Source organism: Collinsella aerofaciens (assembly GCF_015554145.1).
Classification (GTDB): domain Bacteria; phylum Actinomycetota; class Coriobacteriia; order Coriobacteriales; family Coriobacteriaceae; genus Collinsella; species Collinsella aerofaciens_AA.
Genome location: NZ_JADNHZ010000022.1, coordinates 1 through 26106 on the forward strand (window position 1 = coordinate 1; position 26106 = coordinate 26106).

General features: G+C 55.7%; 28 protein-coding genes and 1 tRNA gene. 7 read left to right on the forward strand and 22 right to left on the reverse strand.

Annotation, left to right across the window (positions count from 1 at the left end; translation table 11 throughout):
* Positions 1 to 234: 234 nt before the first annotated feature.
* Positions 235 to 717 carry a PTS system mannose/fructose/N-acetylgalactosamine-transporter subunit IIB gene (locus tag I2E13_RS08720; protein ID WP_117862758.1) on the reverse strand — a complete coding sequence of 161 codons (483 nt, stop codon included), beginning with the start codon at positions 715 to 717 and terminating at the stop codon, positions 235 to 237.
* A 157-nt stretch (positions 718 to 874) separates the two neighbouring features.
* Between I2E13_RS08720 and I2E13_RS08725 the strand changes: the two genes are divergently transcribed.
* Positions 875 to 950, forward strand: a tRNA-Thr gene (locus I2E13_RS08725).
* A 192-nt stretch (positions 951 to 1142) separates the two neighbouring features.
* Here the strand turns inward: I2E13_RS08725 and I2E13_RS08730 are convergent.
* Positions 1143 to 2180: a hypothetical protein gene (locus I2E13_RS08730; protein WP_195404840.1), complete on the reverse strand. Its 1038-nt coding sequence runs from the start codon at positions 2178 to 2180 to the stop codon at positions 1143 to 1145.
* A gap of 298 nt (positions 2181 to 2478) precedes the next feature.
* On the opposite strand from I2E13_RS08730, the gene I2E13_RS08735 reads away from it, so the two are divergent.
* The gene (locus I2E13_RS08735; RefSeq protein ID WP_195404841.1) at positions 2479 to 2727 is read left to right on the forward strand and encodes a hypothetical protein; all 249 of its coding nucleotides are present in this window, start codon (positions 2479 to 2481) and stop codon (positions 2725 to 2727) included.
* A 36-nt stretch (positions 2728 to 2763) separates the two neighbouring features.
* Here the strand turns inward: I2E13_RS08735 and I2E13_RS08740 are convergent, their stop codons facing one another.
* From I2E13_RS08740 to I2E13_RS08760, 5 genes are all read right to left on the reverse strand, one after another.
* Positions 2764 to 4401: an ATP-binding cassette domain-containing protein gene (locus tag I2E13_RS08740; protein WP_195404842.1), complete on the reverse strand. Its 1638-nt coding sequence runs from the start codon at positions 4399 to 4401 to the stop codon at positions 2764 to 2766.
* A 272-nt stretch (positions 4402 to 4673) separates the two neighbouring features.
* Complete coding sequence (locus I2E13_RS08745; protein ID WP_195404843.1) at positions 4674 to 5015, reverse strand: hypothetical protein; 342 nt, start codon at positions 5013 to 5015, stop codon at positions 4674 to 4676.
* Positions 5012 to 5215 (reverse strand): hypothetical protein, encoded by a 204-nt coding sequence (locus I2E13_RS08750; RefSeq protein ID WP_195404844.1) that lies wholly within the window; start codon positions 5213 to 5215, stop codon positions 5012 to 5014. The genes I2E13_RS08745 and I2E13_RS08750 overlap by 4 nt, the downstream gene beginning before the upstream one ends.
* Positions 5216 to 6304 (reverse strand): radical SAM protein, encoded by a 1089-nt coding sequence (locus I2E13_RS08755; RefSeq protein ID WP_195404845.1) that lies wholly within the window; start codon positions 6302 to 6304, stop codon positions 5216 to 5218. It lies immediately after the preceding gene.
* Between the two features lie 8 nt (positions 6305 to 6312).
* Positions 6313 to 7173 carry a PqqD family protein gene (locus tag I2E13_RS08760; protein WP_195404846.1) on the reverse strand — a complete coding sequence of 287 codons (861 nt, stop codon included), beginning with the start codon at positions 7171 to 7173 and terminating at the stop codon, positions 6313 to 6315.
* 345 nt (positions 7174 to 7518) lie between these two features.
* Between I2E13_RS08760 and istB the strand changes: the two genes are divergently transcribed.
* Positions 7519 to 8304 carry an IS21-like element helper ATPase IstB gene (gene istB, locus I2E13_RS08765; protein ID WP_195404847.1) on the forward strand — a complete coding sequence of 262 codons (786 nt, stop codon included), beginning with the start codon at positions 7519 to 7521 and terminating at the stop codon, positions 8302 to 8304.
* Between the two features lie 511 nt (positions 8305 to 8815).
* On the opposite strand, the gene I2E13_RS08770 is transcribed toward istB, so the two are convergent.
* The 5 genes from I2E13_RS08770 to I2E13_RS08790 all read right to left on the reverse strand — a co-directional run bounded on the left by I2E13_RS08770 (position 8816) and on the right by I2E13_RS08790 (position 13464).
* A complete protein-coding gene (locus tag I2E13_RS08770; RefSeq protein ID WP_195404848.1) occupies positions 8816 to 9751 on the reverse strand; it encodes a relaxase/mobilization nuclease domain-containing protein in 936 nt (311 codons plus the stop codon).
* 26 nt (positions 9752 to 9777) lie between these two features.
* Positions 9778 to 11682 (reverse strand): type IV secretory system conjugative DNA transfer family protein, encoded by a 1905-nt coding sequence (locus I2E13_RS08775; protein ID WP_195404849.1) that lies wholly within the window; start codon positions 11680 to 11682, stop codon positions 9778 to 9780.
* Between the two features lie 9 nt (positions 11683 to 11691).
* Positions 11692 to 12030, reverse strand: a complete 339-nt coding sequence (locus tag I2E13_RS08780) for a plasmid mobilization protein (RefSeq protein ID WP_195404850.1) — start codon at positions 12028 to 12030, stop codon at positions 11692 to 11694.
* A gap of 325 nt (positions 12031 to 12355) precedes the next feature.
* Positions 12356 to 13222 carry a DnaB-like helicase C-terminal domain-containing protein gene (locus I2E13_RS08785; RefSeq protein WP_195404851.1) on the reverse strand — a complete coding sequence of 289 codons (867 nt, stop codon included), beginning with the start codon at positions 13220 to 13222 and terminating at the stop codon, positions 12356 to 12358.
* Positions 13213 to 13464 carry a hypothetical protein gene (locus I2E13_RS08790; protein WP_195404852.1) on the reverse strand — a complete coding sequence of 84 codons (252 nt, stop codon included), beginning with the start codon at positions 13462 to 13464 and terminating at the stop codon, positions 13213 to 13215. The genes I2E13_RS08785 and I2E13_RS08790 overlap by 10 nt, the downstream gene beginning before the upstream one ends.
* Positions 13465 to 13756: 292 nt before the next feature.
* Between I2E13_RS08790 and I2E13_RS08795 the strand changes: the two genes are divergently transcribed.
* On the forward strand, positions 13757 to 14485 hold the full coding sequence (locus tag I2E13_RS08795; RefSeq protein ID WP_195404853.1) for a hypothetical protein: 729 nt from the start codon (positions 13757 to 13759) through the stop codon (positions 14483 to 14485).
* Positions 14486 to 14516: 31 nt separating this feature from the next.
* Here I2E13_RS08795 and I2E13_RS08800 read toward each other — a convergent pair whose 3' ends face one another.
* Positions 14517 to 15500 carry a site-specific integrase gene (locus I2E13_RS08800; protein ID WP_195404854.1) on the reverse strand — a complete coding sequence of 328 codons (984 nt, stop codon included), beginning with the start codon at positions 15498 to 15500 and terminating at the stop codon, positions 14517 to 14519.
* An 823-nt stretch (positions 15501 to 16323) separates the two neighbouring features.
* Here I2E13_RS08800 and I2E13_RS08805 point away from each other — a divergent pair.
* Both I2E13_RS08805 and I2E13_RS08810 read left to right on the forward strand, forming a co-directional pair.
* Positions 16324 to 16833, forward strand: coding sequence for a hypothetical protein (locus tag I2E13_RS08805; RefSeq protein ID WP_117766461.1), 510 nt, complete (start codon positions 16324 to 16326; stop codon positions 16831 to 16833).
* 14 nt (positions 16834 to 16847) lie between these two features.
* A complete protein-coding gene (locus I2E13_RS08810) occupies positions 16848 to 17213 on the forward strand; it encodes a hypothetical protein (RefSeq protein WP_117766459.1) in 366 nt (121 codons plus the stop codon).
* Between the two features lie 134 nt (positions 17214 to 17347).
* On the opposite strand, the gene I2E13_RS08815 is transcribed toward I2E13_RS08810, so the two are convergent.
* The 4 genes from I2E13_RS08815 to I2E13_RS08825 are packed head-to-tail and all read right to left on the reverse strand — an operon-like array spanning position 17348 to position 19902.
* On the reverse strand, positions 17348 to 17821 hold the full coding sequence (locus I2E13_RS08815; RefSeq protein ID WP_089572396.1) for a YhcH/YjgK/YiaL family protein: 474 nt from the start codon (positions 17819 to 17821) through the stop codon (positions 17348 to 17350).
* Between the two features lie 32 nt (positions 17822 to 17853).
* Entirely contained in the window at positions 17854 to 17988 is a 135-nt protein-coding gene (locus I2E13_RS11130) for a hypothetical protein (RefSeq protein ID WP_255413760.1), read from the reverse strand.
* A gap of 37 nt (positions 17989 to 18025) precedes the next feature.
* Entirely contained in the window at positions 18026 to 18961 is a 936-nt protein-coding gene (locus tag I2E13_RS08820; RefSeq protein ID WP_117648435.1) for a hexose kinase, read from the reverse strand.
* Positions 18962 to 19020: 59 nt separating this feature from the next.
* The gene (locus I2E13_RS08825; RefSeq protein WP_089572398.1) at positions 19021 to 19902 is read right to left on the reverse strand and encodes an aldose 1-epimerase family protein; all 882 of its coding nucleotides are present in this window, start codon (positions 19900 to 19902) and stop codon (positions 19021 to 19023) included.
* A gap of 157 nt (positions 19903 to 20059) precedes the next feature.
* Between I2E13_RS08825 and I2E13_RS08830 the strand changes: the two genes are divergently transcribed.
* Entirely contained in the window at positions 20060 to 20644 is a 585-nt protein-coding gene (locus tag I2E13_RS08830; RefSeq protein WP_118372965.1) for a flavodoxin domain-containing protein, read from the forward strand.
* Positions 20645 to 20719: 75 nt separating this feature from the next.
* Here I2E13_RS08830 and nagA read toward each other — a convergent pair whose 3' ends face one another.
* The 5 genes from nagA to I2E13_RS08855 form a co-directional block, all read right to left on the reverse strand.
* On the reverse strand, positions 20720 to 21889 hold the full coding sequence (nagA, locus tag I2E13_RS08835; RefSeq protein ID WP_022094606.1) for an N-acetylglucosamine-6-phosphate deacetylase: 1170 nt from the start codon (positions 21887 to 21889) through the stop codon (positions 20720 to 20722).
* A gap of 117 nt (positions 21890 to 22006) precedes the next feature.
* Positions 22007 to 23173: an SIS domain-containing protein gene (gene agaS / locus I2E13_RS08840; protein ID WP_117640368.1), complete on the reverse strand. Its 1167-nt coding sequence runs from the start codon at positions 23171 to 23173 to the stop codon at positions 22007 to 22009.
* A 114-nt stretch (positions 23174 to 23287) separates the two neighbouring features.
* Positions 23288 to 24019 (reverse strand): GntR family transcriptional regulator, encoded by a 732-nt coding sequence (locus I2E13_RS08845; RefSeq protein WP_117564750.1) that lies wholly within the window; start codon positions 24017 to 24019, stop codon positions 23288 to 23290.
* A 185-nt stretch (positions 24020 to 24204) separates the two neighbouring features.
* A complete protein-coding gene (locus tag I2E13_RS08850; protein ID WP_022094609.1) occupies positions 24205 to 25287 on the reverse strand; it encodes a PTS system mannose/fructose/sorbose family transporter subunit IID in 1083 nt (360 codons plus the stop codon).
* Positions 25277 to 26077 (reverse strand): PTS mannose/fructose/sorbose/N-acetylgalactosamine transporter subunit IIC, encoded by an 801-nt coding sequence (locus tag I2E13_RS08855; protein WP_089572403.1) that lies wholly within the window; start codon positions 26075 to 26077, stop codon positions 25277 to 25279. Before I2E13_RS08855 ends, I2E13_RS08850 begins: the two co-directional genes overlap by 11 nt.
* Between the last annotated feature and the right edge of the window lie 29 nt (positions 26078 to 26106).

Consider the following 26106-nt stretch of genomic DNA (forward strand, 5'->3'; position numbering starts at 1 on the left):
AGCAAGAAGGCGGAGGGCTAGAGCAAGGCGGGGCCGAGGCCGCCTCGATCAATTTGCGAAAGAATCTTGACGGTACCAATTCGCGAGCCGTCTACCTGCGGTTTTGTTTTTCTCAAATTCGACATGCTCGGCGATAGCCGATCAAACGTAGTAAATGGGCATAGTTTTTGACAGGCGACATCGCACGCGTCCCTCGCAAGGGCAAAATGATCCGTTTTCCTCCGTCCCCAAGGATTAGTTGAACAGATTGCCGATGGGGTCGGGGGCGGAACTGGGGAGGTAGCGGATTTCTAGCTCTATGCCGAGCGCTTGCAGCTCTTTGAAGGCGGCGATGTCCGTATTGTCTACGGCAACGGTAGGCGTCACAGAACGCTTGCCCTCCCCCGCCTGCATATGGCCGATGCTGATCTTGGTTATTGGCACGCCGCCCTTAACCAGCGCGAGCGCATCGGCGGGTGAGGCCACCATAATCAGGATCCATTGACGCGGCGTTGCGGTATGAATGATATCGACGGTCCTTTGCACCGAGAAAAACCGCGTCCAAACGCCTTCTGGCGCCGCGACCCTCATGGGTGCCCATTGGCGCGAATCCGCCGCGATTTCATCGTTGACGATTAGGACAAGGTTGGAACCCACGGCTTCGTTCCACAGCTCAACGTCATGCCCGTAAATGAAACGGTCATCGATACGTGTAAGAAGGATCCTGGGTTGAGCCATGGCAGCCCCATTCTGTTTGAGACCCGTAAGAGCAAGACATCGCGTCTCCAATATTAGTGCATTTAAAGTGAGAAAAGCCGTCAGAACACTTGCGCGGATGTGCGATGTCCCGTATCATAGACAGCCGTTGACGCCTCACTTGCGTCACCACATGGCCGCCAGCGTAGCTCAGTTGGTAGAGCACCGCTCTCGTAAAGCGGGGGTCACCGGTTCGAGCCCGGTCGCTGGCTCCATTGCATTAGTGCAGCTCAGAAGCGTAATTGCTTCTGAGCTTTTTTGTTTTCGCGTCTCTTTCCTCCTTCTCCGAGGAGTGAAAAAGGGGTGAAAAACTTTTTTAACTGTTTTCCATAAATAGTTAGCATCATCCAACGTTCACATTAGATCGAACAACAATCCTGTTACGCATAGCCTAATTCCGCTGAGTATCAGAGAAGAACGTCCGGATTATATGCATCCAGCTTCGCTTCTCCAGTCGCCAGTGACTCCTCCAGCCGGTCAGCATATTCAACAATAGAGCCGTAGAATATGGGAGTAAATCCGAACTTTTCGATAAAGAGGGGTTCCGCTACGTCAATCCTCTTCTTGGCAACCGCGGCCTCATCCTTTTCATAGTACCCAGTGCCAGGAATCCGCTCGTTTGCCTGCGGCAAGCACTTAAGCTGCCTACACAAGCGCGCCGACCCCTTTGAAAGACCCATAAAGGTGATAGCACCAGAGATTACGCCACCGACGCCCACAACAACCTTGCCAGCGGCATCCCCCACCGTCTGCTTTGTTATCTTGATACCCATGAAGCTCAAGAGCTTCTTCAGGATCGGATACCAACTGGTCTTGGTTAGCGACTGGCGAGCGACCTTTTTCGCGACCGCCTCTTGGGCGTTTTTGGCGATTACGGTTAGCATCGAATTCGCGCTACCTACACCCATCATCACACCGAGCAACACTGCCATTTCGTAGAGAGTCTCGTCATCAACGTCGTCACATTCTTCAAAGAAGGTCTGCCAACCATACAGGTATGCCAGCTTCTGCATGATCCTGAATGCATGCACGTAATACTGCGTAATATCGGCAGGAATGGTGCCCACCATCGCGATGCCACCGGGAAGACCTGCCGCAAAGGAAAGGGTCGTCGACTTCTTTGTCTCAAAATCAATTATTTCTCTAGCAATTCTATCGATCAGGCCCACATCGATTCCGGCGGTAACGGGGGTCGTTTCCACGGCAAACTCGACGACATCTTTATGGACACCCTTCCTCCTCAGCTCCGAGCGGAGGAAATGGGGCCGATCAATTCTCACTCCCTTTAGCCGAGCAACTTTTTTCATAAAGTCAATCAAAAATCTCTGGGCTTCCACCAGCTGTTCATCGCTCTTGTCTCTTAGCTCTGCAAAAGCTGAATCAACGGGGACAGCGACCCCAAGGCCCTCGCCCTCGTTTTTCCTTCCAAGCAGCCTGACGTCCATACAGCCTTCCAATCAATGTGCGCCGCGCGGGCTATCGCGTTCTGCGACAGGCCGGACGCACGGAGCCTGAGGGCCTCCCTGGCCCTTATCCTTCTCGCCATGCTGTACCTCCTTGGTCTCGGCTGCATGGACAGCCGGAACGTACCAGGGGGACGGTGCCGACGGGAATATCGGCGGTGCCGAACGGCAATATTCGGGATGTGAGCGGACGGTGTGTAAGCGCAATATCGCCGGTGTCAAAGAGGACAATTACTCAAACAGGTGAAGGAGGGTATCGAGGAGGATAAGGAGATTTACGGTGGCAATTAAGAAGCCAACTCGCCGCGTCATGCCCGTTGGAGAGGCGAGCATGACCCTCATGGGTAATCAAGACACACGAAACAAAGGGGATTCGACAAGTCGCAAGAAAGGGGAGTGCATCACCTTTTGGGTTACGGAAGAGCAGAAGCAAGAGATGAGCACCTACGCGGCGGAACACAACACCACGGTATCAAGGATCATCATCGAAGGCCTTGAGATACGCATGGGTAAAGGGCAATCATTATAGCTTAGCCTTCTGCAATTGCTGCGACTCGATGCGGTCCTATCGATTTGCGCAACGGTGTGACGCGTTATCTAGACTGACGATCGTTTCCGCTGCATTTGCCAGCTCATTATCATGTGAAACAATGATAATGAGCTGTTTCAATTTGTTGTTTCTGACATACGAAGCGAGTTCGGCTCGGCTTGTTTCATCCAATCCAGTTGTAGGCTCATCGAGCACCAAGACTGATGGATTACGGGAAATTGCCGACCACAAGTATACACGGCGCAGCTCACCACCCGAAAGTTCAGGACAACGTTTCTCAAGCAAGCCCTCTATGCTGGTTGTCAACGACGGTAGCTCGTTCATATGCTGGTGCTTTGTAAAAAATGGGGTGTTGAAATAATCCAACAGGTCCCGAACCGTCTCATCTGGAGCGAAGCACGGTTGGGGGCAGCACGATATCGTGTCTGAACGTATGTAATCCAAATTGCATTTTTCAATCGGCATGTCGTTGTATGTTACTTTGCCTGCCGACGGATACAGCCCAAGGAGCAGGTAAAGGAGCGACGTTTTTCCTCTTCCATTTTCTCCGGTTATGCAGTATGTTCCAGGGCCGGAGAAATCGAAGGAAAATCCGTCAAGAACCTTTCGGGGAGATCCGTCTGGAAGGGGTACCGTAAAATCCAACTTGGAAACAGAAATGCGATTTATTGTGTCAATCTTGACTAAACCTGTCTGATCTTGCTCTGGTTCCGGTCCTACCTTTCCCATGGCGCTCATCCTGTCCCACGAAGCCTTGGCATCCTGATAGGACTTGAACAGGTTCATCGTGTTTTTCAAGGTTTTAAATAGGACGGCAAAATATGCACCGACGATGGTGTATTCGCCTATCGTCATGGTTCCATTGATGATTCGCACTCCGGATACGATGAGTATTATCGCTTGAAACACGGCAGCAAAAAGGCTGTCAATCGATGTTAGTGAGAATGAGAGCTTTCCCGAGTGCAAGACCTTTGGAAAATACTTTTCAAATCCGGTGTCAAGTGCTAGCTCGCTTTTATTGTATGAAGACGTTAACTGAATGTTGAGAATCTGATTCAACTGCGATGCTATTACGGCATAGAAAGCGCTATCTGCCTCCTTCTTCTCGTACATGACTTTATATAGAAGCTTTCGCAATCCGGTAATAACGAAGAGATATGCCACAAGAAGGAGGATGGAGAATAGTGCGAGGAGTGGATCAACCGACCATATGACGAGCAACACGAAAGGAATGGCGACAACAGACAGGGGAGCGCTGATAAAGTTTGTTAGAACGAAAGAAGAAACAACACCTGAGTCAGTGAAAATCCTTTGCGTCGTATAGGCTGAGTCGGTTGTTCGGTTCGTCAGAAAATTAACTCGCTCAAAGCGCAAGACGGTTTCCCTGAGTAGGTCAAAAGAAAGCTTTGTGGATATACGGATAGATAACGTTCCTGCAAAATATGAAAATAAGGCAGAAAAGACCCCTATTGAAGCTACGAGGAGCGCAAAAAGCACAGCATCCTTCTCGCTGCGATTGGCAAGAAGGAAATCTAAGAACTTTCCGTTCACATATGGTGCGGCATAGGAAAGGGCGATTCCAATCGTCGTGATGGCAATGAACGTGAAAGCACCCTTTGTTTTACTAAACTTCGATAAGACGTACCGAATCAAGAATGGCCCCAATCTATCAGGTATGAAATACCAACTGATGACACCTTACACCGCGGTTCGGTGGAAACGAAGCGGCGACTAATCGGCACGAGCGCTTCCATAGAGAGTCTTTGCGAGCTGGATCCTCATAGAAACGGGAATTTTATGTTCGATCAATAGGCCGCGCACGGCAGTCGGACGGCTGAAAAATAAAACAGCCGTCCGACTAAAGCTGTAATTTTTTGCATTGTTTGTTGGGCATGCGCCTGAAGTTTCATGCAATAGGAAATCCATTATGACCATGGTCGAAATGTGAACACTACGATCGTTAGCAAGGAGACGCCAAGACCGGCAAAGATTATGATGAGCGGCAGAATGAAAGCCGCCGATGCCGATAATGGGATTTGGGACGCAAAGGCAATGATGCCCGCGAGAACGAGACCGGCTCCAGTCAACGCTATTCCGAGTCCGACCAATCTGGCAACAAGAGGAATCTTCTCGCTTGGAATATGAGCGATATGGTAACTGTGAATCAGGCCGGGATTGCCGGTCTTTACCATTAACACCCCGACAACGAGAAAGCAGATTCCTCCTACCATGCCGCCAATGGATGATCTTAGCTCTTCAGGACTCATTGCTCGTCTTGGCCACCTTGCTCGCTGAGGGGAAGTGCTGCGGCAAAAGTGATGAGGACCAGTTCATAGGCTCCAACTGCGGTGACTCCGACCGCCACATTTGCTCCCCACACGATGTAATACATGTCGAACCAAGTTTCCGTTCCAAGAGTCGATGCTCTGGTCGGATTCATGTTGTCTACTACGGGCTTCTCGTACATTTAACCCAACATCTCCTTCAACGATGAGTTCAACAGTTCATCCGCGGTATCATCAATCAGGTCAACGTGTAGATCACCTCCCATATCTATATCGCAAATTGTGTCGGACATACGCTCCATGTCGTCAATGGTCCACATGTGGTTACAGAGGTCTTGAACCAGTTTTGTGGACCAAATTGAGCTAAGTCCGTTGTTCCAGTAATCCTCAAGAGGGTGGTTTCTGATGTTGCCAACCACTAACGGGATATACGGAGAAACGACGATGTCGCCGTTTGCGTGCACTGAAACCTGATCTAATAGATATCGGTTATCAGAGAAGCGAATTAGATGGTCGACGGGGTCGCCCCATTGCGGTCGGACATTCGGGTGCTTCCGAAGGAAGTCGTCCTCTTGAATGGCGTGAATCAACGTACGGTATTGGGAATAGTCCGGTCTAATAAATGTGTTCTTTCGCGCACGGCCCAAAACCATGAGGGGTTGGACACGTAGTTCGATAAAGTCACCCGGCGTCCTCTTCGGCCTGTTAGATTTGGTGAAAATCTCATCTAATAGTGAGATGACATCGGGAAACTGTTCGGTGTTGAACGACGTGGGCGTAAATGCGATAGCAAGGTGCAAATCGGAATGGTTGAGTACGGTGGCAACTGCTTCTTCGACGATTTCGAAGGCTCTCTCATGTCCCCTCAGCCTATCGTGAGCTGACCCAATGCCGTCTAGGCTAAATTGGATGCTTTTGAGTCCGGAATCTTCTAAATCTCGGAGAAGGGATTCCGTGAGGAGAAGCCCGTTGGTTACCAGGCTCGCTGCAACATTCCCATCTCGCAATATGGGAAGGCAGCGCAAGATATCTTTACTGCGCAACAAGGTTTCTCCTCCACAGAAACACATGCTGTAAAGCGACATGTCTGCCATTTCCTTTGCGAAAACAAAAAGTTCATCTGAGGTCAACTCGTCGTGCATGACCTCATTCTCGCCGCTGCTGTTATAGCAGTGCAGACATCTCAAGTTGCACTTGTTTGTTATGTCAAGGGCGACGTGATGTGGCGCTCTGAGAACGTTGGTGTACTTGTTTTCCGAAACTCGTCCCATGGTTCCTCTTAACAGACTTCTGAAAAACAGTATACATTCATGCAGTCGCCGTCGCTGCACTCACCTGGAAAAGTGCCAGCGCAAGTGAATTCTGGCTCATTGATAAGATTTCGAATTCCTTCGTTTGATGCAATTTCCTTGCTGGTTAGGTTCAGGTGGAAAAAATTGGGAACATCGCAAAATTCTTGACGATAGAAACTGGCCGCAGCGGCAATACATTGAACGGCGATGCTTGCGGGGCACAAAAGAAGACAGATGTCTGCGTATCTGAGTAAAGGATTGCTGGAGGGGGCGAGGCCGAGTAGACCGGTTGGTCTCCCTGACTCATATACAATGAAAAATTCCTTGCTCAGATTGAACAATCCGTTTCGCACCTCTAGCGGTCGTTCATACTGCTCGACGGAAAGAGGCCAACCGTAGACAATTGTGGGACTTTCTGGTTCTGATGAGCTCGCCTGGCTTGCCAGGGAGCAAATCAGGCGAATATCGTTTTCTTGGGCAAGCCGTATATGGGTCCCATTGTCCACGCAAATCTCATCGGCAATGGGTGTGCCATTTTCGGTCGGAGTTTTGACCCATCCTATTAGTCTCGATACGCTGAAACCTCTCATTGCCGAGGCTAAGTCAGATTTGAGCATGTCCGGATTGGCGTCTGGAAACTTGTCGCACATCCGATTAAGGATTGTTTCGACGGTGTTTTTACCATCGCACAGAGAGACGATGTAGCTCCCGCTTCCGTTCAACATGATATAGTTCAGCTCATCGCGTCCGGTTAGAACAGAGCGGTACCCGTTCTTTTCCTCTCTTGAGTATGGGAGAGAAATCGATTTCGGGATAAATCCCCTTATTTCGTCAAAGCTCCATTCCATAATTAATCCCTCCTTGTGTCTGTTTGAATATGAGCCGATTTTAGGCTCTTCGGTAGTTTCTGTGGGCGAGACATCAATTTTTCCGCAGGTGGATGCAGAAAAGTTCCGCATATAAGGGAAACGGCCCCGAGAGGGGGCCGTTTCCGCGCCGGGCAGGGTAGGATTTCGCTTGCTACATCAACCTACCGGAAAGGCCCTGACGCATGAACAGGATACTAAGCCGCGCGCTCGCGCTGGTCCACACCGTGATCGAGTACGCCAGCATCGACGGCGGCAGGATAATCGTCGGCGTCAGGCCGTGGACGAGTTTCGGGCTGCGGTGCCCCGTCTGCGGGAGGGCAGCGAATGCTACGACAGGTCGCCAAGGCCGCGGCTGTGGCGCGCAATGGACCTGGCGAGGTCGACCTCTCCGCGCTCGGGCTGCACGAGATGGCGGCGTCCCTGCCCGACTACGTGAGGATGGTCGCCGCGGGCGAGCGGGGCTTCGCCTCCGCCTTCGAGGAGATGACGCGCGTCGAGGTCGCCGCCCGGGAGGTCAGGATCACCAACCAGCGCATTCGGTCGTCGGGGTTCCCCTACGTCAAGGGGCTGGCGGACTTCGACTGGGACTTCCAGCCGTCGGTCCCTCGCGCCGAGATCGAGGAGCTCGCGACCCTCAGGTTCGTGGAGCGGGCCGAGAACGTCCTGCTCGTGGGAAGCCCCGGCGTGGGCAAGACGCACCTCGCCGTCGCGCTGGGCATCGAGGCGGTCAGGGCGGGGCGCGAGGTCAGGTTCGTGGACTGCGCCCGGCTCGTCGAGGGCCTTGAGGACGCCTCGTCGCGCGGCATCCTCAAGAAGAGGCTCAGGTACTACGCCCACTCGAGGCTGCCGATCATCGACGAGCTCGGCTACCTCGACGTCGGCAGCGCGGGCGCGGACCTGCTGTTCCGGCTGATATCGACGCGCTACGAGCAGCGCTCGACGATCATCACCGCCGACGTGGGGATCGGCGGCTGGGGCAGGGTGTTCGGGGATGACGTGGCGGCGAGCGCGATCGCGGACAGGGTGTGCCACCACTGCCACCTGGTCAAGATAGCCGGCAGGTCCTACAGGCTGAAGGACCTGCCGAGGGACGGACCCGCCAGGGCGTGACCGGAATCGGTGAAAATACGTTAGCGCAAGCGGTGAAGCCGCCTTTGCGCTAACGGCGCGTTTGATTAGTGAAACTGGTGAAAATTAGATTGACGCTAACAGGGGCGTGCCCGTCGCGGCGTTTCACGGGGATGTCTCGCGCCATCCCCGGACCCCTTCGCGCCAAAGGGACGAGTCCCCTTGGAACCCCGGGCCGCCGCCGGCGGGCCGTGAACGGCGGGACAATCACTCGGCTTCAACTCGCGATCGCCCCGCCGTGTCGCGCCCCGCCGGCTCTCGCTCCGGCTCCGTTCGATGGCTCCCCTGGGTCGCCATCACTGCGCCTCCGCTCACCTGTCCCGTTGCACTCCGGCCGGTTCGGCCTACGCTTCTCGGGGCATGCAAGATATGTATTCCGTGCAACGGAATATCTTGCCCGGCCGAAGCCGGGATGTGCGAACCGCTCCAAAGTCGCTCCCGCAGAACCGTGCAACAGGCTTACCGGCTGTTGCACGGACCTCAGATATGAAAGTCAGTCCCGGCCTCTTTCGTCATCCACACCCTCGCGAGCCAGCTCCCACGCGGCCCGCATGGCAAGCTCGACCCCCCTTGCCGTGAACCTCATGATCCGCCCAGTCGAGCGGTTAACGGCGTAGCCGAGCTTCGCGCCGTTAATCTTCCTCGTCTTGCCGAGAGACGCCGAGTGATAGCGGTATTGCAGCGCGCCCTGCTTGGATCGGGCGACCTCAATCCCATCCGATTCCAACCTCCTTGCAAACTCCCTGAAGCGGTCGGGGCAGCTCTTGAGCCTCCCGACCTCCTCTGCCCTCCGGGCGATAATCGCTCGGACTCTTGCGTTCTCGGATTTGTCGGATCTCCCCTTCTTTGCCATCTCGCGCTCCTCGCGGCCGGGCTGGCGCGCGTGCACCTTCGAGTTCGAGAGGCCCCTTTCGAGCTGTCTCAAGCCGTACTCCGTATCGAGCTCCTTCACCGTTCTCACGCGGGATTTCGCCGCCGCCCTCGCCGGCCCGTCGTTCAGGCGCCGCCCAGTCTCGAGGTCCGTCCTATTGATGGCGAGGTGAGCGGCGAATCGGGCCGATCCATCCGACCTGCACCTCTCCTCATGCAGCACAATCACGATCTCCTGATTGGGATAGCGCTTGGCGATGTAGTCCCTCGCGTACTCCATGCAACGCGAGGGCGTCATCGGCCCGCCGTTGCAGGAGCACTCGTCCGGGTTGAAGCCGATCACCTGATGCTGCATGTACGTGCACCTTGCGCCCTGCTTCCCGGGCCGGTTGTGCCCGGCCGCCTCCCGGGTAGCGTCCATTTCCTCGAACCATCGGTCCTCATCGATGATGTGCTGGGTATCGTGGTCCAGGGCTTTCTCCCTGTCCCAATCGAAATACCGCTTGAGGTTTTGGAGGTGCTCCCTGCTCATGACGCTCGTCTGCTTGATTGCGGTCATTTTCCAACTCCCTTCAAAAGCCGTTGTCAGTCGACGAAGAGGCCGGACCATCCGTCGGCAACAGGCGGCTCCGCGGCGTCTCCCTCAAATTCGGGAGTCCAGAGATCGACGCCGTCCTCCCGACCCATTTGTCTTGATATCAACCTGGCCTGGTATTCCATCCTCTTGGCCGCCTCGTGCTCGCGCGTCCCCAGATCGAAGTGCTCCTTCGTCGGCATCCGCGTGCAATCGCAGACGGGAGCTCGGAAGCACCCCGCATGTTCCCTGCCCACGCCGTTCTCCGCGGTCTTCACCACGATCACGCCGTCCTTGTCGGGGGACATCTCAGTCCACTCCCAGGGATGGATCAGGTCGTCGGCGTGCTCGCTGTAGGATGTAGAACCCGTGCCGCCCGAGGGCCCCCTGCTCGAGCTGGTTCCCATGGTGTGCCGCGTCGTCTTTCCGACAAGCTCCGTGAAATACTGGCGGTCCTCGGCCTCGCCCAGCTTCATGGCGACCTTGACGCCGCAGTTCGCCAGGATCTTCTTCCGTCCGTCGCGCTCGCCGTACTTGTTGAGCTGAGAGATATTCTGGACCGCACCCATCCAGAACAGGTCGTACGAGCGCCCGAGGCTGAGGAGGCTCGGCAGGCACTCGACCTTAGGTAGGTTCCCCCATTCGTCACCGAGAATGGACACCGGTCGTGGCAGCTTTCCGCCGGCTGCGTCCGCGATGGAATATACGGCAGCATAAAGCTGCTCGAACAGGACCGCCGCGATCGCGTTGTAGGGGGAGCCCTCGTCCATCACGTGAAGGAACAGCGCGGTCTTCTCGCTCAGGATTCTCCTCGGATCTATATCATCGTCCGAGGTCATGCGCGCAATCGGCGCCGAAGCGTAAATCCTAAGGTTGACCTTGAGCGTGGAGACGATGCTCCTCAGCTCGTTGCCTCCGCTCGAGATGAACTGCGAGGCACGCGAGCGGGCAGGATGCCCCTGCGGCAGGGCTCGGAACAGGCCTTTCAGCGGCTCGCATGGGTCTTCGCCGGCCCCCTCCGTTCCCGAGCATATGATGTGGTAGACCGTCGCGAGGTGCTTGCAGCTCCGCGGGCAGCCCTCGTCCAGCACGGCCAGAAGGATCGTCGCGGCGAGCAGCGACCGCGCGGATTCCGTCCAGTGGCTCGCCTTCGCATCGCTCTCCCCGGCGATGAGCGTACGGGCGACGGCGTCCGCGGCCTGCTCCGCCCCCGGCAGGTCTCCCCCGCTCGCGAGCCTGTCTACCATCTCTAGGGGATTGAACGTGTCGCTCCTCTCGGGGTGCTGGGCATCCAGCAGAAGCACCCGGTAGCCGCGACGCTCTAGCTCGTCGCCCGTCAACTCGATGAGCTCGCTCTTCACGTCGGACACGATGATGGTCTGCGGCCTCGATTCCCCATCATTCACCCCATACGTCAGCAGGTCGATTGTCGGAATCAGAAGCGACCTGGATTTTCCTGCGCCAGTTGAACCGTCGAGGAACATATGCCGCCTAGGCTCGAACAGATACTTGGAGCCAAATAACGTCTTCTCGTAGCCATATACGAATCCCCTGCTTTTCGGCTGTCCACGCCCATCCCAAATCTCTGAGCCCCGGACGGCCTCGGGCCCCGCTTTCACGCGCGCCTCGCCGAGCACGCCCCCATCGGCGGCCCGCTCCTTCGAGGAAGCCGATAGCTGCATGAGCATGTATACCGACAGGAACAGGGCTAACGAGGCGAGACAGCCCGGGATGCAATGAGGCGCCACGTTGATCCACCACCAGACGATGCTGTCCGCGCTCAGGGCGAATCCGATTGAGCTGAGCTCGATCGGAAGTCCGAGGACCACACATTCGAAGGGGATGGCGACAAGAGGCGCAAACCCCGCGGTAAGCAGCGCCGCAAAAACCAGCGCCATGACCAGCTTCTGCTTCACGTGAATCACCTAACCCCTTGCGCGGGAGAGCAGGTCGTTGACCCAGCCCACCGCGGTCGAGACGATTGAAGTCGCCCGGTTGAGGTTGTCGAGAACGACCGGGTCGGACCCGTAGGTGTTGAGGGCGCGGACCGCCTGGTTGAGGTTCGTGCCGATCTTCTTCAACTCGGTCCTGATACCGGCAAGCTCCCCCGTGTCGGCGACCCTGACCGGCTTCTCGCCGCAGAGCAGGGCGGCATCGCGCATGAAGGAGGAGGCCGGCATGTTCATGGCCGCCGCCTTCTCCTCGATTGCCTTACGCTGCGCCTGACTCATCCGTACGTTGATATGCGCATTCATGGAAGTCATAACCATCCAATCCGGGCGGGACCGACGCATCGGCCCCGCTCCCTTTATTTCTTTGAAATTGTTTGAAGCATCTGACCGATGCGCCCAATCCTCGCCCTCGCCCAGGCATCGAAGGGAACTCCCGGCAAGCTGCCGAGATATATACGGTATGGCCGCCGTTGCTCTCTATAAACATCAAGAGCGTCGAGCAGGCGTTTCCTTTCCCAAATGAGCTCGGCTGGCGAGAGCAAAGGAAGGTCCCTGTTCTCGGCACGCGCGAGCTCGTCGGACGAAAGGCACGGATTGGGAGCCCGGTATCCGCCGATGCGCGGCCCGGGCTCCATGATTAACCGACCTCGCTGAACGTTGCCGCCGGGGCGTCGAACTCGAACTCGACAACGCCGCAGGAGCCGTAACGGTTTTTTGTTACCGAAGCAATAACAGGCCGTTTTTTGAGCAGCATGTTGGCGTTACGCTCTTCAGGCTTGTCACCTTTTATTGAGAGTGACATAACTAAATCGGCGGAGTACTCAAACATATTGCATCCCGCGATTGCCTGAAGCCCGGTGGTCTGCTTATCGTAATTCATTCGGTTTATCGATGAGATTGCGAACAGCGGGCAATGCACCTCATCCACAATGCGACGAAGTTCTGATGCAACGAGCTTGAGACCGATACGCTCGTCGGCAATGCGCAGCTCCTGAGGCAAAGAGACGATTTGAGCGTAATCGACGATGACTAGAGGCGGTTCACCATATTTATCGGCAACTTCCTCAATCGCCTTCCGCATCCCCGCATTTTTGATTTCACCAGAAATAATGAACATGCGCTCGGCAATACTGCGTGCATAGATTTCGACCGACCTGTCAAATTGCTCACGTTTTCCTACGGACATATCACCACTGTACATATCCTCATACGTAAGCTCACCGCCGGAAATGCGGGTCAAGCTCTTCGCGAGCATACTCGCACGGGCGAGCTCGCCCTCGAAAATTACAACCGGATGGCCAGCAATAGCCCAGCAATCTCCAACTTGATGCATAAAGGTAGTCTTGCCAGTGCCAGGGCCACCCGGCACAATGCACAGATATTGGCGCACGCCGCCGAGAAGAGCATCGAGCGCACGGTGCTCAATATGCCCAAGGGGCTTATTGCTTAGAATAGCAAGGGCGGTCTTATCCAAGCCATCGTTCATGGACTTCACTAGCGGCATGGTTTGCTTACCTCCAGCTCGTGAAGGTAAGTAAAAAGGCTGGACTCGAGGATATAAACGCGGCGATGCAGCGCAATCGCACGCCCGCTTTCCTTCATAAACTTCGATGCGGTGACTGGGCTGAGCCCAGTCATTTTACTCACATCTGAAATGCTAAGAAGGCGTTCGTGGCCCAAGTTGGAATCAGAAGAAACCGCCGGTGATGCCTGTACGGCAGCGTACGGTTCAGGCTCTACAATCATGGTAGAATCCTTTCAGGCTGGCTCGCCCCTCCCCCTTCGTCGCCAAACTTAGATAGGGAAGGGCGGGCGGCTTTTTAATCAATGACCGAAAACGAAATAACCCCTTTCAATCCAGCTGGTCAGGCTTTTGCTTGAACCTCAGTTTAATTCTTTTAATTGTTATCCTTCAATTTTTTTTCATTCTTTTTTCAACTTAGCATCAAACAATCATAGACATACCTTCTTACCTGCGTTAACATCATGAAAAACGACAGGAGGAAATATGCCACGTCTCCCAGTATCAGGCATGAAGATGAAAAAAGTTAAAGTCGGAACAACTGTTCAGCTCCAAACGGCTGACGAAATCGAGTCCCTCCGCAATACTAAATCGGATTCTATTAGGACCCCCGGCGAGGCAATCGATTTTGTCTTCAAGCTCATCATGAGACTTGATCCCGAGGTCGCGCGTGCCCTAGACAAGACCTGTGTCCAAGGCGTCTCGTCGATTGACGATGAGCTGAGCCGCCTGCGACACGACGGATCCGAGAAGATGGCCGTCGCATCAAAGCGCCTTCAACAGGAGCAATTCTCCGCACTCCACGAGCATCTATCCAATCTGTACGAAGATGACGAAGTTACCATGGGCATGAGACGAGTAAATCTCCGTGGCGACGATTTTGCAGTCTTCCCTTCTGATTGGATCCTCTTGGAACCCGAAGGCGCTGCAAAGGCATGCAGTCAGGTTAGCGTGATCGAAATACACGGCGGAGCCAAATACTGCGCCCCTCATTTCGTCTTCTTTCACGACGGCCAGTACGACAAGAACGATAAGCTCGAGAAAGCGACCGAATTATGGCCGCAAATGAAAGACGTCCGTCGAGATGAAGTGAAACTCGTGGCGGACGATAACGGCAAGTACCTCAACATGGAGGAACATCTTGCCGCACCGATTATTTGCTACTTTAACCTTCTCGACGCTTCATACTATCAGTCGGTCGAAATGACACCTCCGTATAATGCCGTAATCAATCGAATCCGTTAAAACGATAGGGCCCCAATTGGGCCCTATCGTTTTATTTTTTCAGAAGATCGTCCAACGTTGACGCAGCCTTCTGGTCGTTTGCTTCGATAAAGTGGCTATAGATAGACAGCGTCGTCGATGGGCTAGCATGGCCCAAACGCGCCTGGATCGTCTTAATGTCCGCATTGGCACCAACGAGCAAAGTCGCCTGCGTATGTCTCAGCTCATGAGGCTTCAGCCCGCTGTAACCCGTATAGCGGGTACGTTTGACGCCGTCACTCCCAACGACTTCCCTGCTCTCCTCAAAAGTACCGAAGCCGTTTTTCGCCGAGAACAGCCTAAACGCCCTCGAATAGTTATGTCCGTCCATCCGTGTCACAAAAGCCCGTTTGCCGTCAACGGCATCGACGACCCCAATGGAATGGACAATGGGCGTTTCGCCGGTCTGGCCCACTGCAAAGGAATCGAACTCATCTCGCTGGATGACTTTCCATCTGTCCAAATAATCGGCAAGCTCATTTCCAACCGAGATCTTACGCCTGCTCATCTTTGATTTAGGCGGCCTCAGCCTCCTGTCATTCGTGTATTGCTTTACTATCCTTAAGGTCTTGGCGTCAGGGTCATAGTCCTCCCATGAAAGACCTAGGGCCTCTCCTTTTCTCAAGCCACAGAGAAGCAGAAGCATTGTGCACGTGATAAAGGGAGACGGCTTCTCCTCCAAAAGGACCGCAAGCAACCTTGCGGCCTCCCCGGCGCTCAACGCCTTACGAGCCTCAACATTCTGCTTGGGCAGCTTCACTCCCCTGCACGGGTTTTTTCCTACAAGGTCGTTATCGACCGCGTCCTCCATAATCTGTTTAAGCTTGATGTGGATGCGACGAATTTCGCTCTCGCTGAATCGCCCATCTTTTCTAACCTTGGCATACACGGCACGAATCTCATCCGATTTAAGCCGATCGAGATCGGGATTACCGAACAGCTCGCGTATGTGACGAATGTCCAAACCTTCACGCTCATAAGCAAGAGGTGATCCCATGGTCGACTCCCTGTTCGTGTGAAACCTGTCCGCATAATCTGATAGGCCCAGAGGACCATTGCCACGGTTGGAAGTGCCCTCAAGTTCAGCTCTATAGGCCTCCAGCGCCTTGGCGACTTCACTCGGCCAGTTTTTCGGGTTCTTGCTTCTGCAGTGAACCCTGCGTGACGGACTACGGCGGTACCGTCCTGTCTCCGGGTCTTTTCCCAGGGAAAAATAAATCCGATAGACGCCTTTGCTCTTATCGATGCATTCCGATGTGCCGCGAGCGGTCTTTTTTATCAATCCCTGCAATCATATCCCTCGTTAGATTTTCGATTAGGCTTGCAGGCAAAGCTTTAAAGGCTTTGCCTGCAAGCCTAATCGAAACTTTTCACACTTTCAAGTCTCTATAAGTGTGAAAATAGTGGGAAATATTATTCTAATAGCTAGCTCGATAATTAATAATTACCTATTTCTACCTGCACTTCCTTTAAATTCAGTGAAATTTGCCTCATCTCGTCAAATGCCGAATTCACGTACTCGTAAAGCGGGGGTCACCGGTTCGAGCCCGGTCGCTGGCTCCATTGCTCAAGATAGCCGCCTTCGGGCGGCTTTTTTGTTGCCGATTTTGAGTGCGTGCGCGCCAATCCAAGCATCGCCACGTCAACAGCGGCCCACTCGGTGGACTTCGGGTTTAATGCTTAGGGGCGGGGATTTACCAAAGTGAAATCTTAATGAAAAGAAACCCAGCTGCAACAATTGCCATGGTGAGGGCTCGAATTGGCCATATAGATCTAAAATAGTCACGATATACAAATGTCGAGAGACGTTGGGGATATAGATGAAAAGAACTAAGGGTTTTCTTTTGTTGGTATTGATGCTGCTCGGACTGTTCTGCCTGAGTGGCCCTTCTTGGGCCAAGGCTGTCTGTCCTGAAGGTGAGCCTCAGCAGTCTTATACGGGCAGTCTGCTGATAACTGCTAAGGAGGGCGATGCCGACTCTCAGTCTTGGGTAAATCCCCTTGCCACTTTTGAGGGGGACGGCGGAACGGTCAAGCTTGACCATATTGGTAGCGGGATTTTGAGGTGGCAAGTTCTTCCGGACAAAATTGCGAACGATCCCTTCTCTTTTGCTGGAACGATATATCTATACAAGGTTGTGAGCGGAAAACAAAAATACGTCGATTGCTATCCGACAAACGGGTCTGGAATTGCATTCACCGGCATTTCGGGGCAGATTGATACACATGTACGAAAGGGAACCTATGTGGTGCGTTGGGTTGGAGCTGCTGCAGGCCCGATATGGATTGCGGTCTTGCGCCCCGATGTCCAAATAGGTTTCTCTCTCTAGACGGGAAGTTGCTCATGAACGCCATATACGACGGGGATGACTGGGTCGATCATTATACTTGGCGCCTGGTCGGCTCGAACGACAATGGGGATGTGGTGTTTGATGGACTATGTCCAAAGCATCTCCATCCTTTTGTCTCGTCGTTAATTGAGAGTTCCGCTCGTGTTGCCCCCTACAGCTCGGCATCGCTTCATGATACGGACGTTTTGAAGACCATAAGGGAATCAATTGACGAGGGCACGATGAGCGGCCCGCTGTTTTCTCGGCTTGTGGGGCTAGATGAGATTGGCTCGAAACGACTGCTTGCGGGCGAAAAAGTGGAACTCACTTATCGGTCGATGATTTCAATCCTGCGGCTAGCCGATGTTCTTCGCAAATAAATGAGGCTTCCCTATTCAAAACAGAAAACCCCGCCAAACGTGATTTCCCTAGGGAAAACCCGTTTGGCGGGGTCCTAGCGTGATTTCCCTAGGGGAATCACGCCATCAGACGAACAGCTCAGCCGAGCAGCTCGCTACTCCTCCCAGTAGGCGTCGGCAAGCAACTTAAAGCAGATCTTCTTGACCGGCTGTGCGCCATCGCCCGGGAACTCGAGCGTGGGCATGTGGGGCTCGCCGGCAACGAACAGCGCGAATTTGTCGTCGGCAAGATCGCCGGCGATCGAGGCGTCGGAATCGACCAGATCATAGTCGTCCTTCTCGTCAAACTCCTGGACCAGCGTCAGGCTGCCCGTAGCGACCTTGAAGGCCTCGCGACCCTCGACGTCGATCTGCAGGTCGTGATAGCGCTGATGCGTCTCATAGTGAGCCTCAGCCTCGGGACGCGTCGTGGGAGACATGACGTTCGCAAAGACCTTCTCACCCAAAATCGGATGGCTGCCGACCTCGAGCTGTGCCGGGTCGTTCTCCTCGAGCCAGTCGATCAGCACGTCGAGGCCCTTGAGCATTCCGCGGTATTCCTCGATATCGCCCAATGCACCGTAAATCATCTAAATCCCCTCTCGGATCGTTTATTTGGCAGCTACTCGGTAAATGCATTACCGACGCTGTTGCCACCCACATACGTCTCGACCAGGGTAAGGTCGGGATTGAACACGACAGCATCGGCGTCGCGCCCCGGCATAATGCTACCGCACTTGCCGTCAACTCTAACCACAAGCAAGCAACCGATGCCGGGGGCGGCGCACAAGCTCCTACAGCTCGGTCACGACAACGCCGTTGTAAACCTCGTCCCAACGATCCATAACCAAGTGGCCAGTCATGGGATCCATGGCATTGAGCTTGCCGCAGGTGTTGGCGGTACGCAGCACCGTCTCGTCATCCGCGCCAGCAGCAATCGCATGCGCGAAGCCGGCAATGGTCGAATCGCCAGAGCCCGTAGCGTTAACGGCGGGGATATCGGGGGTCTTGGCGCGGAATGCACGGCCATTATGGAAGCCCACGGAGCCGGCAGCGCCCATGGACACGACGACCCAGGGGATATCGGAGAAGCGGGCATCAGAGGCGAGCGCGGCGCGGAGCTCGTCCACATCGTCGGTGGTAAAGCTCGTGCCCAGAAGGCCGTTAATCTCGGTCAGGTTAGGCTTGACCAGCTCGGGCTTAATTTCGGACTTAAGGGCGGCCTCGAGCGAAGCACCCGAGGTATCGAGCAGCACCTTGGCGCCGGCGTTCTCGGCAATACCCGTGATCTTGGCGTAGTAGCCTGCCTCGACACCACGGGGCAGCGAACCCGAGATGGTAACGACAGCGGCCTTGCTCGCAAGCTCGGCGAACTTGGCGGTAAAGGCATCGAGCTCCTCGGGGGCAATCGTCGGGCCGCTCTCGAGTAGCTCGGTCTGGTTGCCGGCGTGGAGGATGTTAAGGCAAATGCGAGTCTCGCCCTTGATGGGTACAAAATCATTCTTAATGCCGTTGGCATCCATGAGCTCGGCCATGTAGGCGCCCATGTGGCCGCCGAGTAGACCGGTTGCCACAACGTCGTCGCCCAGCTGACCCAGTACACGGGCCACGTTGAGACCCTTGCCGCCGGCGGTCTTTTCGGGCGTCACACGGTTAACGTCGTCGATAATGAGCTCATCGAGCTGATAGCGTGTATCGACGGACGGGTTCATCGTAACGGTGAGGATCATTTTTAGCTCCTTATCTCGCAGGCTCCTTGTGCCTCGCGATACGAGTCGACAAAACGGAATTACAGAATCTCAATCGTGAACGAGCGAACGACGGTCTCCTTGGGCTTGGCGACAAGGCAGCCACGCTTATGCTCAAGCACGTCGTCCTCATCGGAGCAGGTCGAAAGGCCGCCCCAAGGCTCAACTGCCACAAAATCACCCTCGGGCTTGCTCCACACAATGAGATATGGGAAGCCCTCAAAGCTCAGGCGGACGCCCTTGTCCTCGCCCTTTTTGGAAAGCGTGACCTGGCGGCTCTCGAGCACGTCAAAGATGGTCTCCGCAAAATCGAAGAGCTCGTGCGACAGGGGCAGCGTCTTTCCCACCATGGGGTTCTTGGAGCGCTTGTCCACGTCAATCAAGCCAGTCGAAGGGACAGCGGTGCAAAGCTCTGCAGCCTCTTCTTTCTCAAAGCGCAACTCGTAGTCCGTATAGGCCTCGCCCTCATCGAGCGGGCACCTAAAGCCGGGATGCCCACCGATAAAGAACGGCATGTCCTCGGTGCCCTCGTTGGTAACCTCATAGGAGACACGCACGGCGGCGTCCTCGAGCGTATAGCGGGCGACGAGCCTAAACGGATACGGATAATCGCTCAGCAGCGCGGCGTTATCCTCCGAAGCCAGGCACATAGCCAACTCGTTCTCGCCTTGGCTCAGCAGCTTCCATTCCTGCTTGCGCGCAAAGCCGTGGCGAGCGAGCTTTACATGATGCCCGGCAAACGTCATGGCGCTGTTGTCGCGCAAGCCTCCGCAAATCGGGAAGCAAATCGGCGCCTGGCCGGACCACACGGTGGGATCACCCTGCCACAAGTACTCGCGACCTCCGGCCTCAATCGAGGTAAACGAGCCGCCGGCCGTGGAGACCTTGATAGAAATCGAATCGTTGGAGAGAGCGTATTCCATTGTCCATCCTTTCGAACAACTGCTTTATTTCACGCAAGCGCCCGTTTCAATCCTAACCATAGAACAAACCCGCACGCTCATCGATGCGTCCGGTATCCCGGCCATGTAACGGGGTACCATACAGACATTGATGCAATTACAGCTGAAAGGCCTTCTTATGCGAACCATCATCCTTTATGCCTCACGCCACCACGGCAATACGAAAAAGCTCGTGGACGCCATCGTCGAGGCGCACCCCGAAATCGATACCCTCGACGTGAAGTCACTCGGTAAAAACGAGTACCCCGACCTGCACGAATACCATCTGATCGGCGTCGCCACGGGCATTTATTACTCCGAGATCGACAAAGATATGGCGCGCGTGCTCACTAACGTGCTGCAGCCGCAGGACAAGGTATTTGGCCTTATGACCTACGGTGGCAAAAACAAGTGGTACGGCAAGGATATCGATGGCATCTGCCGCATGAGGCAGGCCATCTTTATGGGTGTCTACGGCTGCCCCGGCTTTGATACGTGGGGGCCGTTCAAACTCACCGGCGGTGTCCAAAAGGGACACCCGACCGCCGAAGAGATTAAAGGCGCCGTCGACTTCTTCGACAAGATCGAAGACGAGTATGGCGACATCATCGTCGAAGAGTACGCCAAGCGCGAGAAGCGCCTAGCATACGAAAAGGAGCATCCTGCAGGAGGTCTTGTGGCCGGCGTTAAGCGCACGGCAAAGAAGATCGCTAACAAGCTGTAACTGTTAAGGTGCTTTTGAGCGTTTAACCCATACGGCGGGTCCGAGCAGATTCGGGCCCGCCGTCTTTTTCTATCGTTACTCGGTAAAGGCGTTGCCGACGCTCTGGCCGCCAACATACGTCTCGACGAGGGTGAGCTCGTGGTCGAACACGACAAAGTCGGCGTCGCGACCCGGCATGATGCTGCCGCACTTATCCTCGATGTGCGCGGAGCGTGCCGGCACCTCGGTTGCCATGCGAATGGCGATATCGGCGCTGGCGATGCCCCAGTCGACGATGTTCTTGACGCCCTGGGCAAGCGTGAGCACCGAGCCGGCAATGCTCTTGCCGTCGGCGAGCCAGCACAGGTTGTCCTTCATGATGACGTCCATGCCACCACTGGTATAGCTGCCCTCGGGCATGCCGCCGCAACCCAGGCAGTCGGTGATGAGTACCGTATGCTGCCAGCCCTTTGCCTGCAGCAGCGCCTTGATGGCGGCAGGGTTCACGTGCTTGCCGTCACAGATGATCTCGGCGTAGGTCTCGGGCGTAGACATGGCAGCGCCCACGACACCGGGCTCACGGTGATGCAGTCCGCGCTGGCCGTTATAGGTATGCGTAAAGCAGCTGGCACCGGCGTTGATGGCGGCGATGCACTCATCGTAGGTGGCGTCGGAGTGACCGATACTGGTCACCACACCCTTGGCGTTCAGAGCAGCCGCATAAGCAGCGGCGCCATCGCGCTCGGCAGCCATGGCGCTCTTAACGATGCGACCGCCCGCAGCCTCCTGCCACTGATCGAAGACCTCCTCGGAGGGATCGATAAGATAAGCGGGGTTCTGCGCGCCCACGTGCTTCATGGTAAAGAAGGGCCCCTCCAGGTAGATGCCCTGAATGCGAGCACCGCAGAAATCGGGGCCGCGACCCTCGTCCGCCTGAGCGATGGCGGCGCAGGCATCCTTGATCTGCTCGACGCCATCGGTGAACGTCGTGGGCAGCCAGCTGGTGGTACCGCGACGGGCGAGCTCGGTCGAGCTGATATCGATGCCCTCGGGATCGTTATCGGTAGTCGAGTGGTTATAGAAGCCATGGATGTGGGTGTCGACCATACCCGGCGCGATCCACGATCCCGTGTAGTCCTTAATCTCGCAAGAGGGCTCGTCGGCCTGCCAGGCGCCAAAGACGCCATCCTCGACCATAAGATAGCCGCCCAGTTGCGGGCCTGCCGGCAAGAAGAACTTGTCAGCCTTAATTGCGTACGTGCTCATATGCACTCCTCGCTTCTAAAGCAGTTGACTGTGGTGATGCTTATACCCAGTTCACGTAAAACAAAAAGCGCCCGCCCGCCGTTATGAGCGGACGGGCGCCCTTACAGGGGGACGCGATTAAGCGGTGAAGGGGTGAATCGTCACGCCCTTAACCACGCGGTTGACCGTGCCGGTGGGGCTCGGCGTATCGGGCGTGTTGCCCACGCGCACGGAGTTGAGCAGGCTGATAGCCTGAGCAAACATCACGAACGGCAGAGCAAGGTAACCCTCGGGGAGCGCCTCATAGCCCTTAAAGGTGAAGGACTCACCCTCGTAGACAGTAGCGCCATCCTGCTGAACGGCAACGGTGTGCTGAGCGATCTTGTCGCCACCGATCTCGTTGAGGATGTCGATATCGTACTGACGGGTGTAGGCGTCGTTGTTCACGAATACGAAGACGAGCGTCTTATCGTCGACGAAGGACTTGGGTCCGTGACGATAGCCCATGGAGGTGTCGTAGGAAGTGGCAACCAGGCCATGAGCAAGCTCGAGGATCTTGAGCTGGCTCTCCTGAGCAAGGCCGCCAAAGGAGCCGGAGCCAAGGTAGGTCACGCGGTTGAAGTCGCCAGCGAGGTAGTCGGCAACCTCGGACTCGCGAGCGATGACCTCCTCGCCCATCTTGGCGATGGTCTCGACCCACTCGGCCTTCTGCTCGTCGGAAGCCTCGTCAAAGATGAGGGTAGAGAGCAGGGTCATGCAGGTGTAGGAACCGGTCATGGCGAAGCCCTTGTCGTTGGCGCGCGGGATGAGCAGCGTCAGCGCATTGGGATCATCAGCGGACTCGACGGCGAGCTTACCCTCGGGAGCGCAGGTGATGTTCAGGAACTTGACGTTGTGGACGAGCTCCTTGGCAACGGCAACGGCGGCAAGGCTCTCGGGGCTGTTGCCAGAGCGGGCAAAGGAAACCACGAGCGTGGGATCCTCGGCGCGCAGGAAGTCGCGCGGTGCGCTCACGATGTCGGTCGTGGCGATGGGCTTAAAGTCGTAGAGATCAGTGTTACCAGCGTGACGCAGATACGGGGCGCAGGTATCGCCAACGTAGTCGGACGTACCGGCACCGGTGAAGACAACGGACAGACGGCCTTCGCCCATAGCGCGAGCCTCGGCCAGGAAGGCCTCGATGGCCTCCTTGTTCTCGCGATAGATGTTGAGCGTATCACGCCAAAGCTCGGGCTGCTGAGCAATCTCGGCCGTGGTGATCTGGGCGCCGAGCTCGGTGAGCTCCTCGACACTCTTCTCGAACATTTCTAATACCTCTCTCTAGAAGTAATCCTCTGACGTGCAATTATACACTTCGGTTGGTTATCTGGTAGTAACCAGTTAAATACAAACAATCATCATATGGAAACGATGCCAACACTAGTCGCTACGCTGGTGGTAAACCTTGTATTTAAACTGATCGGCACGAGCAACCGAGAGCGTATACTCCACAACCTCGTTTGACTCGTTATACGTAGTCCTAACCAAATCGAGCACAGGCGAGCCCTCGACAATTTCCAAAAGGTGGGCATCGGTGGGACGGGCTATGCTCGCATAGAACTCCTCTTCGGCCACGCGTATCTTTTGCTGAAAGTCTTGCTCAATCACATCGTAAAGCGGCTTACGCTCCAGCAGCGGTCGCTTTAGGGACAGAAATTGACGAACCGGTAGATAGCTGCGTTCGACCATCATGGGCATGTTGTCGGCAGAACGAAGGCGCTTGAGCTTAAAAATGCGATCACCGATACGCAATCCCATATGCTCGGCCAGATTCTTATCGGCCTCCATCTCGCAAAACTCGAGAATCGTGGTCTCGGGGTCGCGACCCATCGCGCGCATCTGCTCGGTAAAGCTGTAGGACTGCATAAGATTGGTTGCCTTTGCCGAACGGTCGGTCACAAAGGTACCGCGACCGTGCTGCCGAACCACCAGTCCTAAACGCTCCAGTTCTTGCAGAGCCAGACGTACCGTAGTGCGCGAGAGACCATAGCGCTCCGAAAGCTCGCGCTCGGAAGGAATCATGTCACCGGCGCGATATTCATGGTCAATCTTTTCGGTCAGAATATCGACCAGCTGATCGTACAGCGGTTGCTTACGCGCTCCGATCGCCATCCTATCCTCCCTTTTGCTCGAATTCGGCTAACTACCTAGGGCGTTAAGCATTATCGGTCTGCCACACCCGAATCATCAAGAAAACAAAAGCCGCGCGCTCTTTCGAGCACGCGGCTTATAACATACACATGGCTTAAGGGGTCGGGGTGTGAGCCGCGTAGGGACACACCCCTCAAGCTAGAGCCTTACCAGATGCTCGGCCAGAGACCAAGCGGGCCAGCGCCCAGGATGCCCAGGACGAAGAGCAGCAGGATGCCCTTGGTCGGGGTCCAGCTGTGCTTAGCGAACATGTAGTAAAGCAGCAGCGTAAGCATAAGCGGGACGAGCTTCGGGACGATGGTGTTGAGGGTGTCGGCAACAGAGAAGTTGACCGGATCCTCGGTGACGGTGCCGTAGGTAACGGACTCCATGCCGTTGCCCAGATCGGTGACGCCGCACTCGACAGCGTTGCCGTCAGCATCGGAAGCGGTGAGGGCGTTGCCGTCCTCATCGGTCATGGCGATGGTACCGGCCTCAGCGGTCTCGGTATCGATACCCTCCATACCGGTGAAGTTCTCGGCCTCCTTCTCGGAGACGATCACGGTAGTAGCGGAGAGGCCACGGGTGGTGCCGTTGGGGATCTGGAGGTTGATCTGGGTGCCACCCATGGTGACGACCAGGCAACCGACGACGAAGACGCCCATGATGGAAGCGGCACGCGTAAAGGCCTGCATGTTGGCGGTCAGAGCGTCAATAGCGCTGGTGCCAAGCTTGTAGGACCAGTTCATGAGCCAGAAGCGCAGTGCGAACTGGACGACGTTGAAGATCACCAGGAAGATGATCGGCGCAGCGGCGTTGCCGTTGATGGCCATGTTGGAGGTGATGCCGGCCGTGATAGGCACGAGCGTCAGCCAGAACAGGGCGTCACCGATACCACCGAGCGGGCCCATTGCGGCGACGCGGACGGCGCGGATCGTGGGGATGTCAACCTTGTTCTGCTCGAGCGAAAGCACGATGCCCATAACAAAGGTGACGAGGAACGGGTGAGTGTTGAAGAACTCCAGGTTGTGGCTCATGGAAGCCGCGAGGTCGTTCTTGTTGGTGTGGATCTTCTCCAGACCGGGGATGATGGAGTAGAGCCAACCAGCGGCCTGCATACGCTCGTAGTTGAACGAGGCCTGCAGGAAGCAGGAACGCCAAGCCATCTTGTTGAGGGTCTTCTGGTCGAGCTGCGGAGCAGGAGTGAGATCCTCGTAGTGCTCCGGGATCACATACTCATTAGATGCCATCTTCGAAGTCACCTCCGTCAGAAACAGCTGCACCCTTCAGCTCGGTCTGCTGCTGGAAGTCCCAGAAAGCGATGCCGAAGCCGATGAGAGCGAGGATGAGCAGGGCAGGGGTTGCCAGAGAATCGTTGGCAACGGTGATGAGCGCGAGGCCAAAGCCCATGAGGAAGAAGCCCCACATATCGCGGTTCATCATAACCTTGAGCAGGACGGCGAAGCCGACGAAGCGCATCATGCCGCCTGCAGCGGACAGACCGGTCTGCAGCCAAGTCGGGATGGCGGAAGCGATGGTCTGACCGATGGTAGCGCCAGCGATGAAGAACAGGGTGACGACGACAGCGAAGATCAGGCCGAGCAGAGCCATGGCGAAGTAGTTCAGGCGCTCGATGCCCTTGGTGTCAGCGTTATGAGCCATGTTGTCCGCGGAGGACATGAGGGGCGACATAAGCGTGAAGACCAGGGTAACGCCGAGCTGACCAAGCAGAGCGAACGGAATGGCAAGGCCGACTGCCGCGTTGGGCTCGAGGCCCGTAGCGATAGCGAGAATGGCTGCCATGATGCCGCCGATGACGGCGTTAGGCGGCTGAGCGCCTCCGATCGGCATGTTGCCGATCGTCATGAGCTGATAGGTACCACCCACGAGAAGACCGGTGTTGAGGTCGCCAAGGATAAGACCGATGACGGCGCCGGTGACGATGGGCTGATAGAGAGACTCGAGGAAGTTGAACTGGTCGATTGCCGCGACGAACGTGACGATGAAGACCAGAGCGACCTGGATGATCGAGTATTCCATCTTGCTCCTCCTTTCAAAATGTATGTACG

Coding starts and splice junctions, on each gene's coding strand:
- I2E13_RS08855 (WP_089572403.1), bottom strand. CDS start 26,077: ATGGAATACTCGATCATCCAGGTCGCTCTGGTCTTCATCGTCACGTTC.
- I2E13_RS08760 (WP_195404846.1), bottom strand. CDS start 7,173: ATGGAATGGAGCTTTGACGAAATAAGGGGATTTATCCCGAAATCGATT.
- I2E13_RS08830 (WP_118372965.1), top strand. CDS start 20,060: ATGCGAACCATCATCCTTTATGCCTCACGCCACCACGGCAATACGAAA.
- I2E13_RS08805 (WP_117766461.1), top strand. CDS start 16,324: ATGAAAAGAACTAAGGGTTTTCTTTTGTTGGTATTGATGCTGCTCGGA.
- I2E13_RS08755 (WP_195404845.1), bottom strand. CDS start 6,304: ATGGGACGAGTTTCGGAAAACAAGTACACCAACGTTCTCAGAGCGCCA.
- istB (WP_195404847.1), top strand. CDS start 7,519: ATGCTACGACAGGTCGCCAAGGCCGCGGCTGTGGCGCGCAATGGACCT.
- I2E13_RS08815 (WP_089572396.1), bottom strand. CDS start 17,821: ATGATTTACGGTGCATTGGGCGATATCGAGGAATACCGCGGAATGCTC.
- I2E13_RS08720 (WP_117862758.1), bottom strand. CDS start 717: ATGGCTCAACCCAGGATCCTTCTTACACGTATCGATGACCGTTTCATT.
- I2E13_RS08745 (WP_195404843.1), bottom strand. CDS start 5,015: ATGAGTCCTGAAGAGCTAAGATCATCCATTGGCGGCATGGTAGGAGGA.
- I2E13_RS08780 (WP_195404850.1), bottom strand. CDS start 12,030: ATGACTTCCATGAATGCGCATATCAACGTACGGATGAGTCAGGCGCAG.
- I2E13_RS08750 (WP_195404844.1), bottom strand. CDS start 5,215: ATGTACGAGAAGCCCGTAGTAGACAACATGAATCCGACCAGAGCATCG.
- I2E13_RS08785 (WP_195404851.1), bottom strand. CDS start 13,222: ATGCCGCTAGTGAAGTCCATGAACGATGGCTTGGATAAGACCGCCCTT.
- I2E13_RS08845 (WP_117564750.1), bottom strand. CDS start 24,019: ATGGCGATCGGAGCGCGTAAGCAACCGCTGTACGATCAGCTGGTCGAT.
- I2E13_RS08790 (WP_195404852.1), bottom strand. CDS start 13,464: ATGATTGTAGAGCCTGAACCGTACGCTGCCGTACAGGCATCACCGGCG.
- I2E13_RS08730 (WP_195404840.1), bottom strand. CDS start 2,180: ATGGACGTCAGGCTGCTTGGAAGGAAAAACGAGGGCGAGGGCCTTGGG.
- I2E13_RS08770 (WP_195404848.1), bottom strand. CDS start 9,751: ATGACCGCAATCAAGCAGACGAGCGTCATGAGCAGGGAGCACCTCCAA.
- I2E13_RS08850 (WP_022094609.1), bottom strand. CDS start 25,287: ATGGCATCTAATGAGTATGTGATCCCGGAGCACTACGAGGATCTCACT.
- I2E13_RS08825 (WP_089572398.1), bottom strand. CDS start 19,902: ATGGAATACGCTCTCTCCAACGATTCGATTTCTATCAAGGTCTCCACG.
- agaS (WP_117640368.1), bottom strand. CDS start 23,173: ATGTTCGAGAAGAGTGTCGAGGAGCTCACCGAGCTCGGCGCCCAGATC.
- nagA (WP_022094606.1), bottom strand. CDS start 21,889: ATGAGCACGTACGCAATTAAGGCTGACAAGTTCTTCTTGCCGGCAGGC.
- I2E13_RS08820 (WP_117648435.1), bottom strand. CDS start 18,961: ATGATCCTCACCGTTACGATGAACCCGTCCGTCGATACACGCTATCAG.
- I2E13_RS08810 (WP_117766459.1), top strand. CDS start 16,848: ATGAACGCCATATACGACGGGGATGACTGGGTCGATCATTATACTTGG.
- I2E13_RS08795 (WP_195404853.1), top strand. CDS start 13,757: ATGAAAAAAGTTAAAGTCGGAACAACTGTTCAGCTCCAAACGGCTGAC.
- I2E13_RS08800 (WP_195404854.1), bottom strand. CDS start 15,500: ATGGGATCACCTCTTGCTTATGAGCGTGAAGGTTTGGACATTCGTCAC.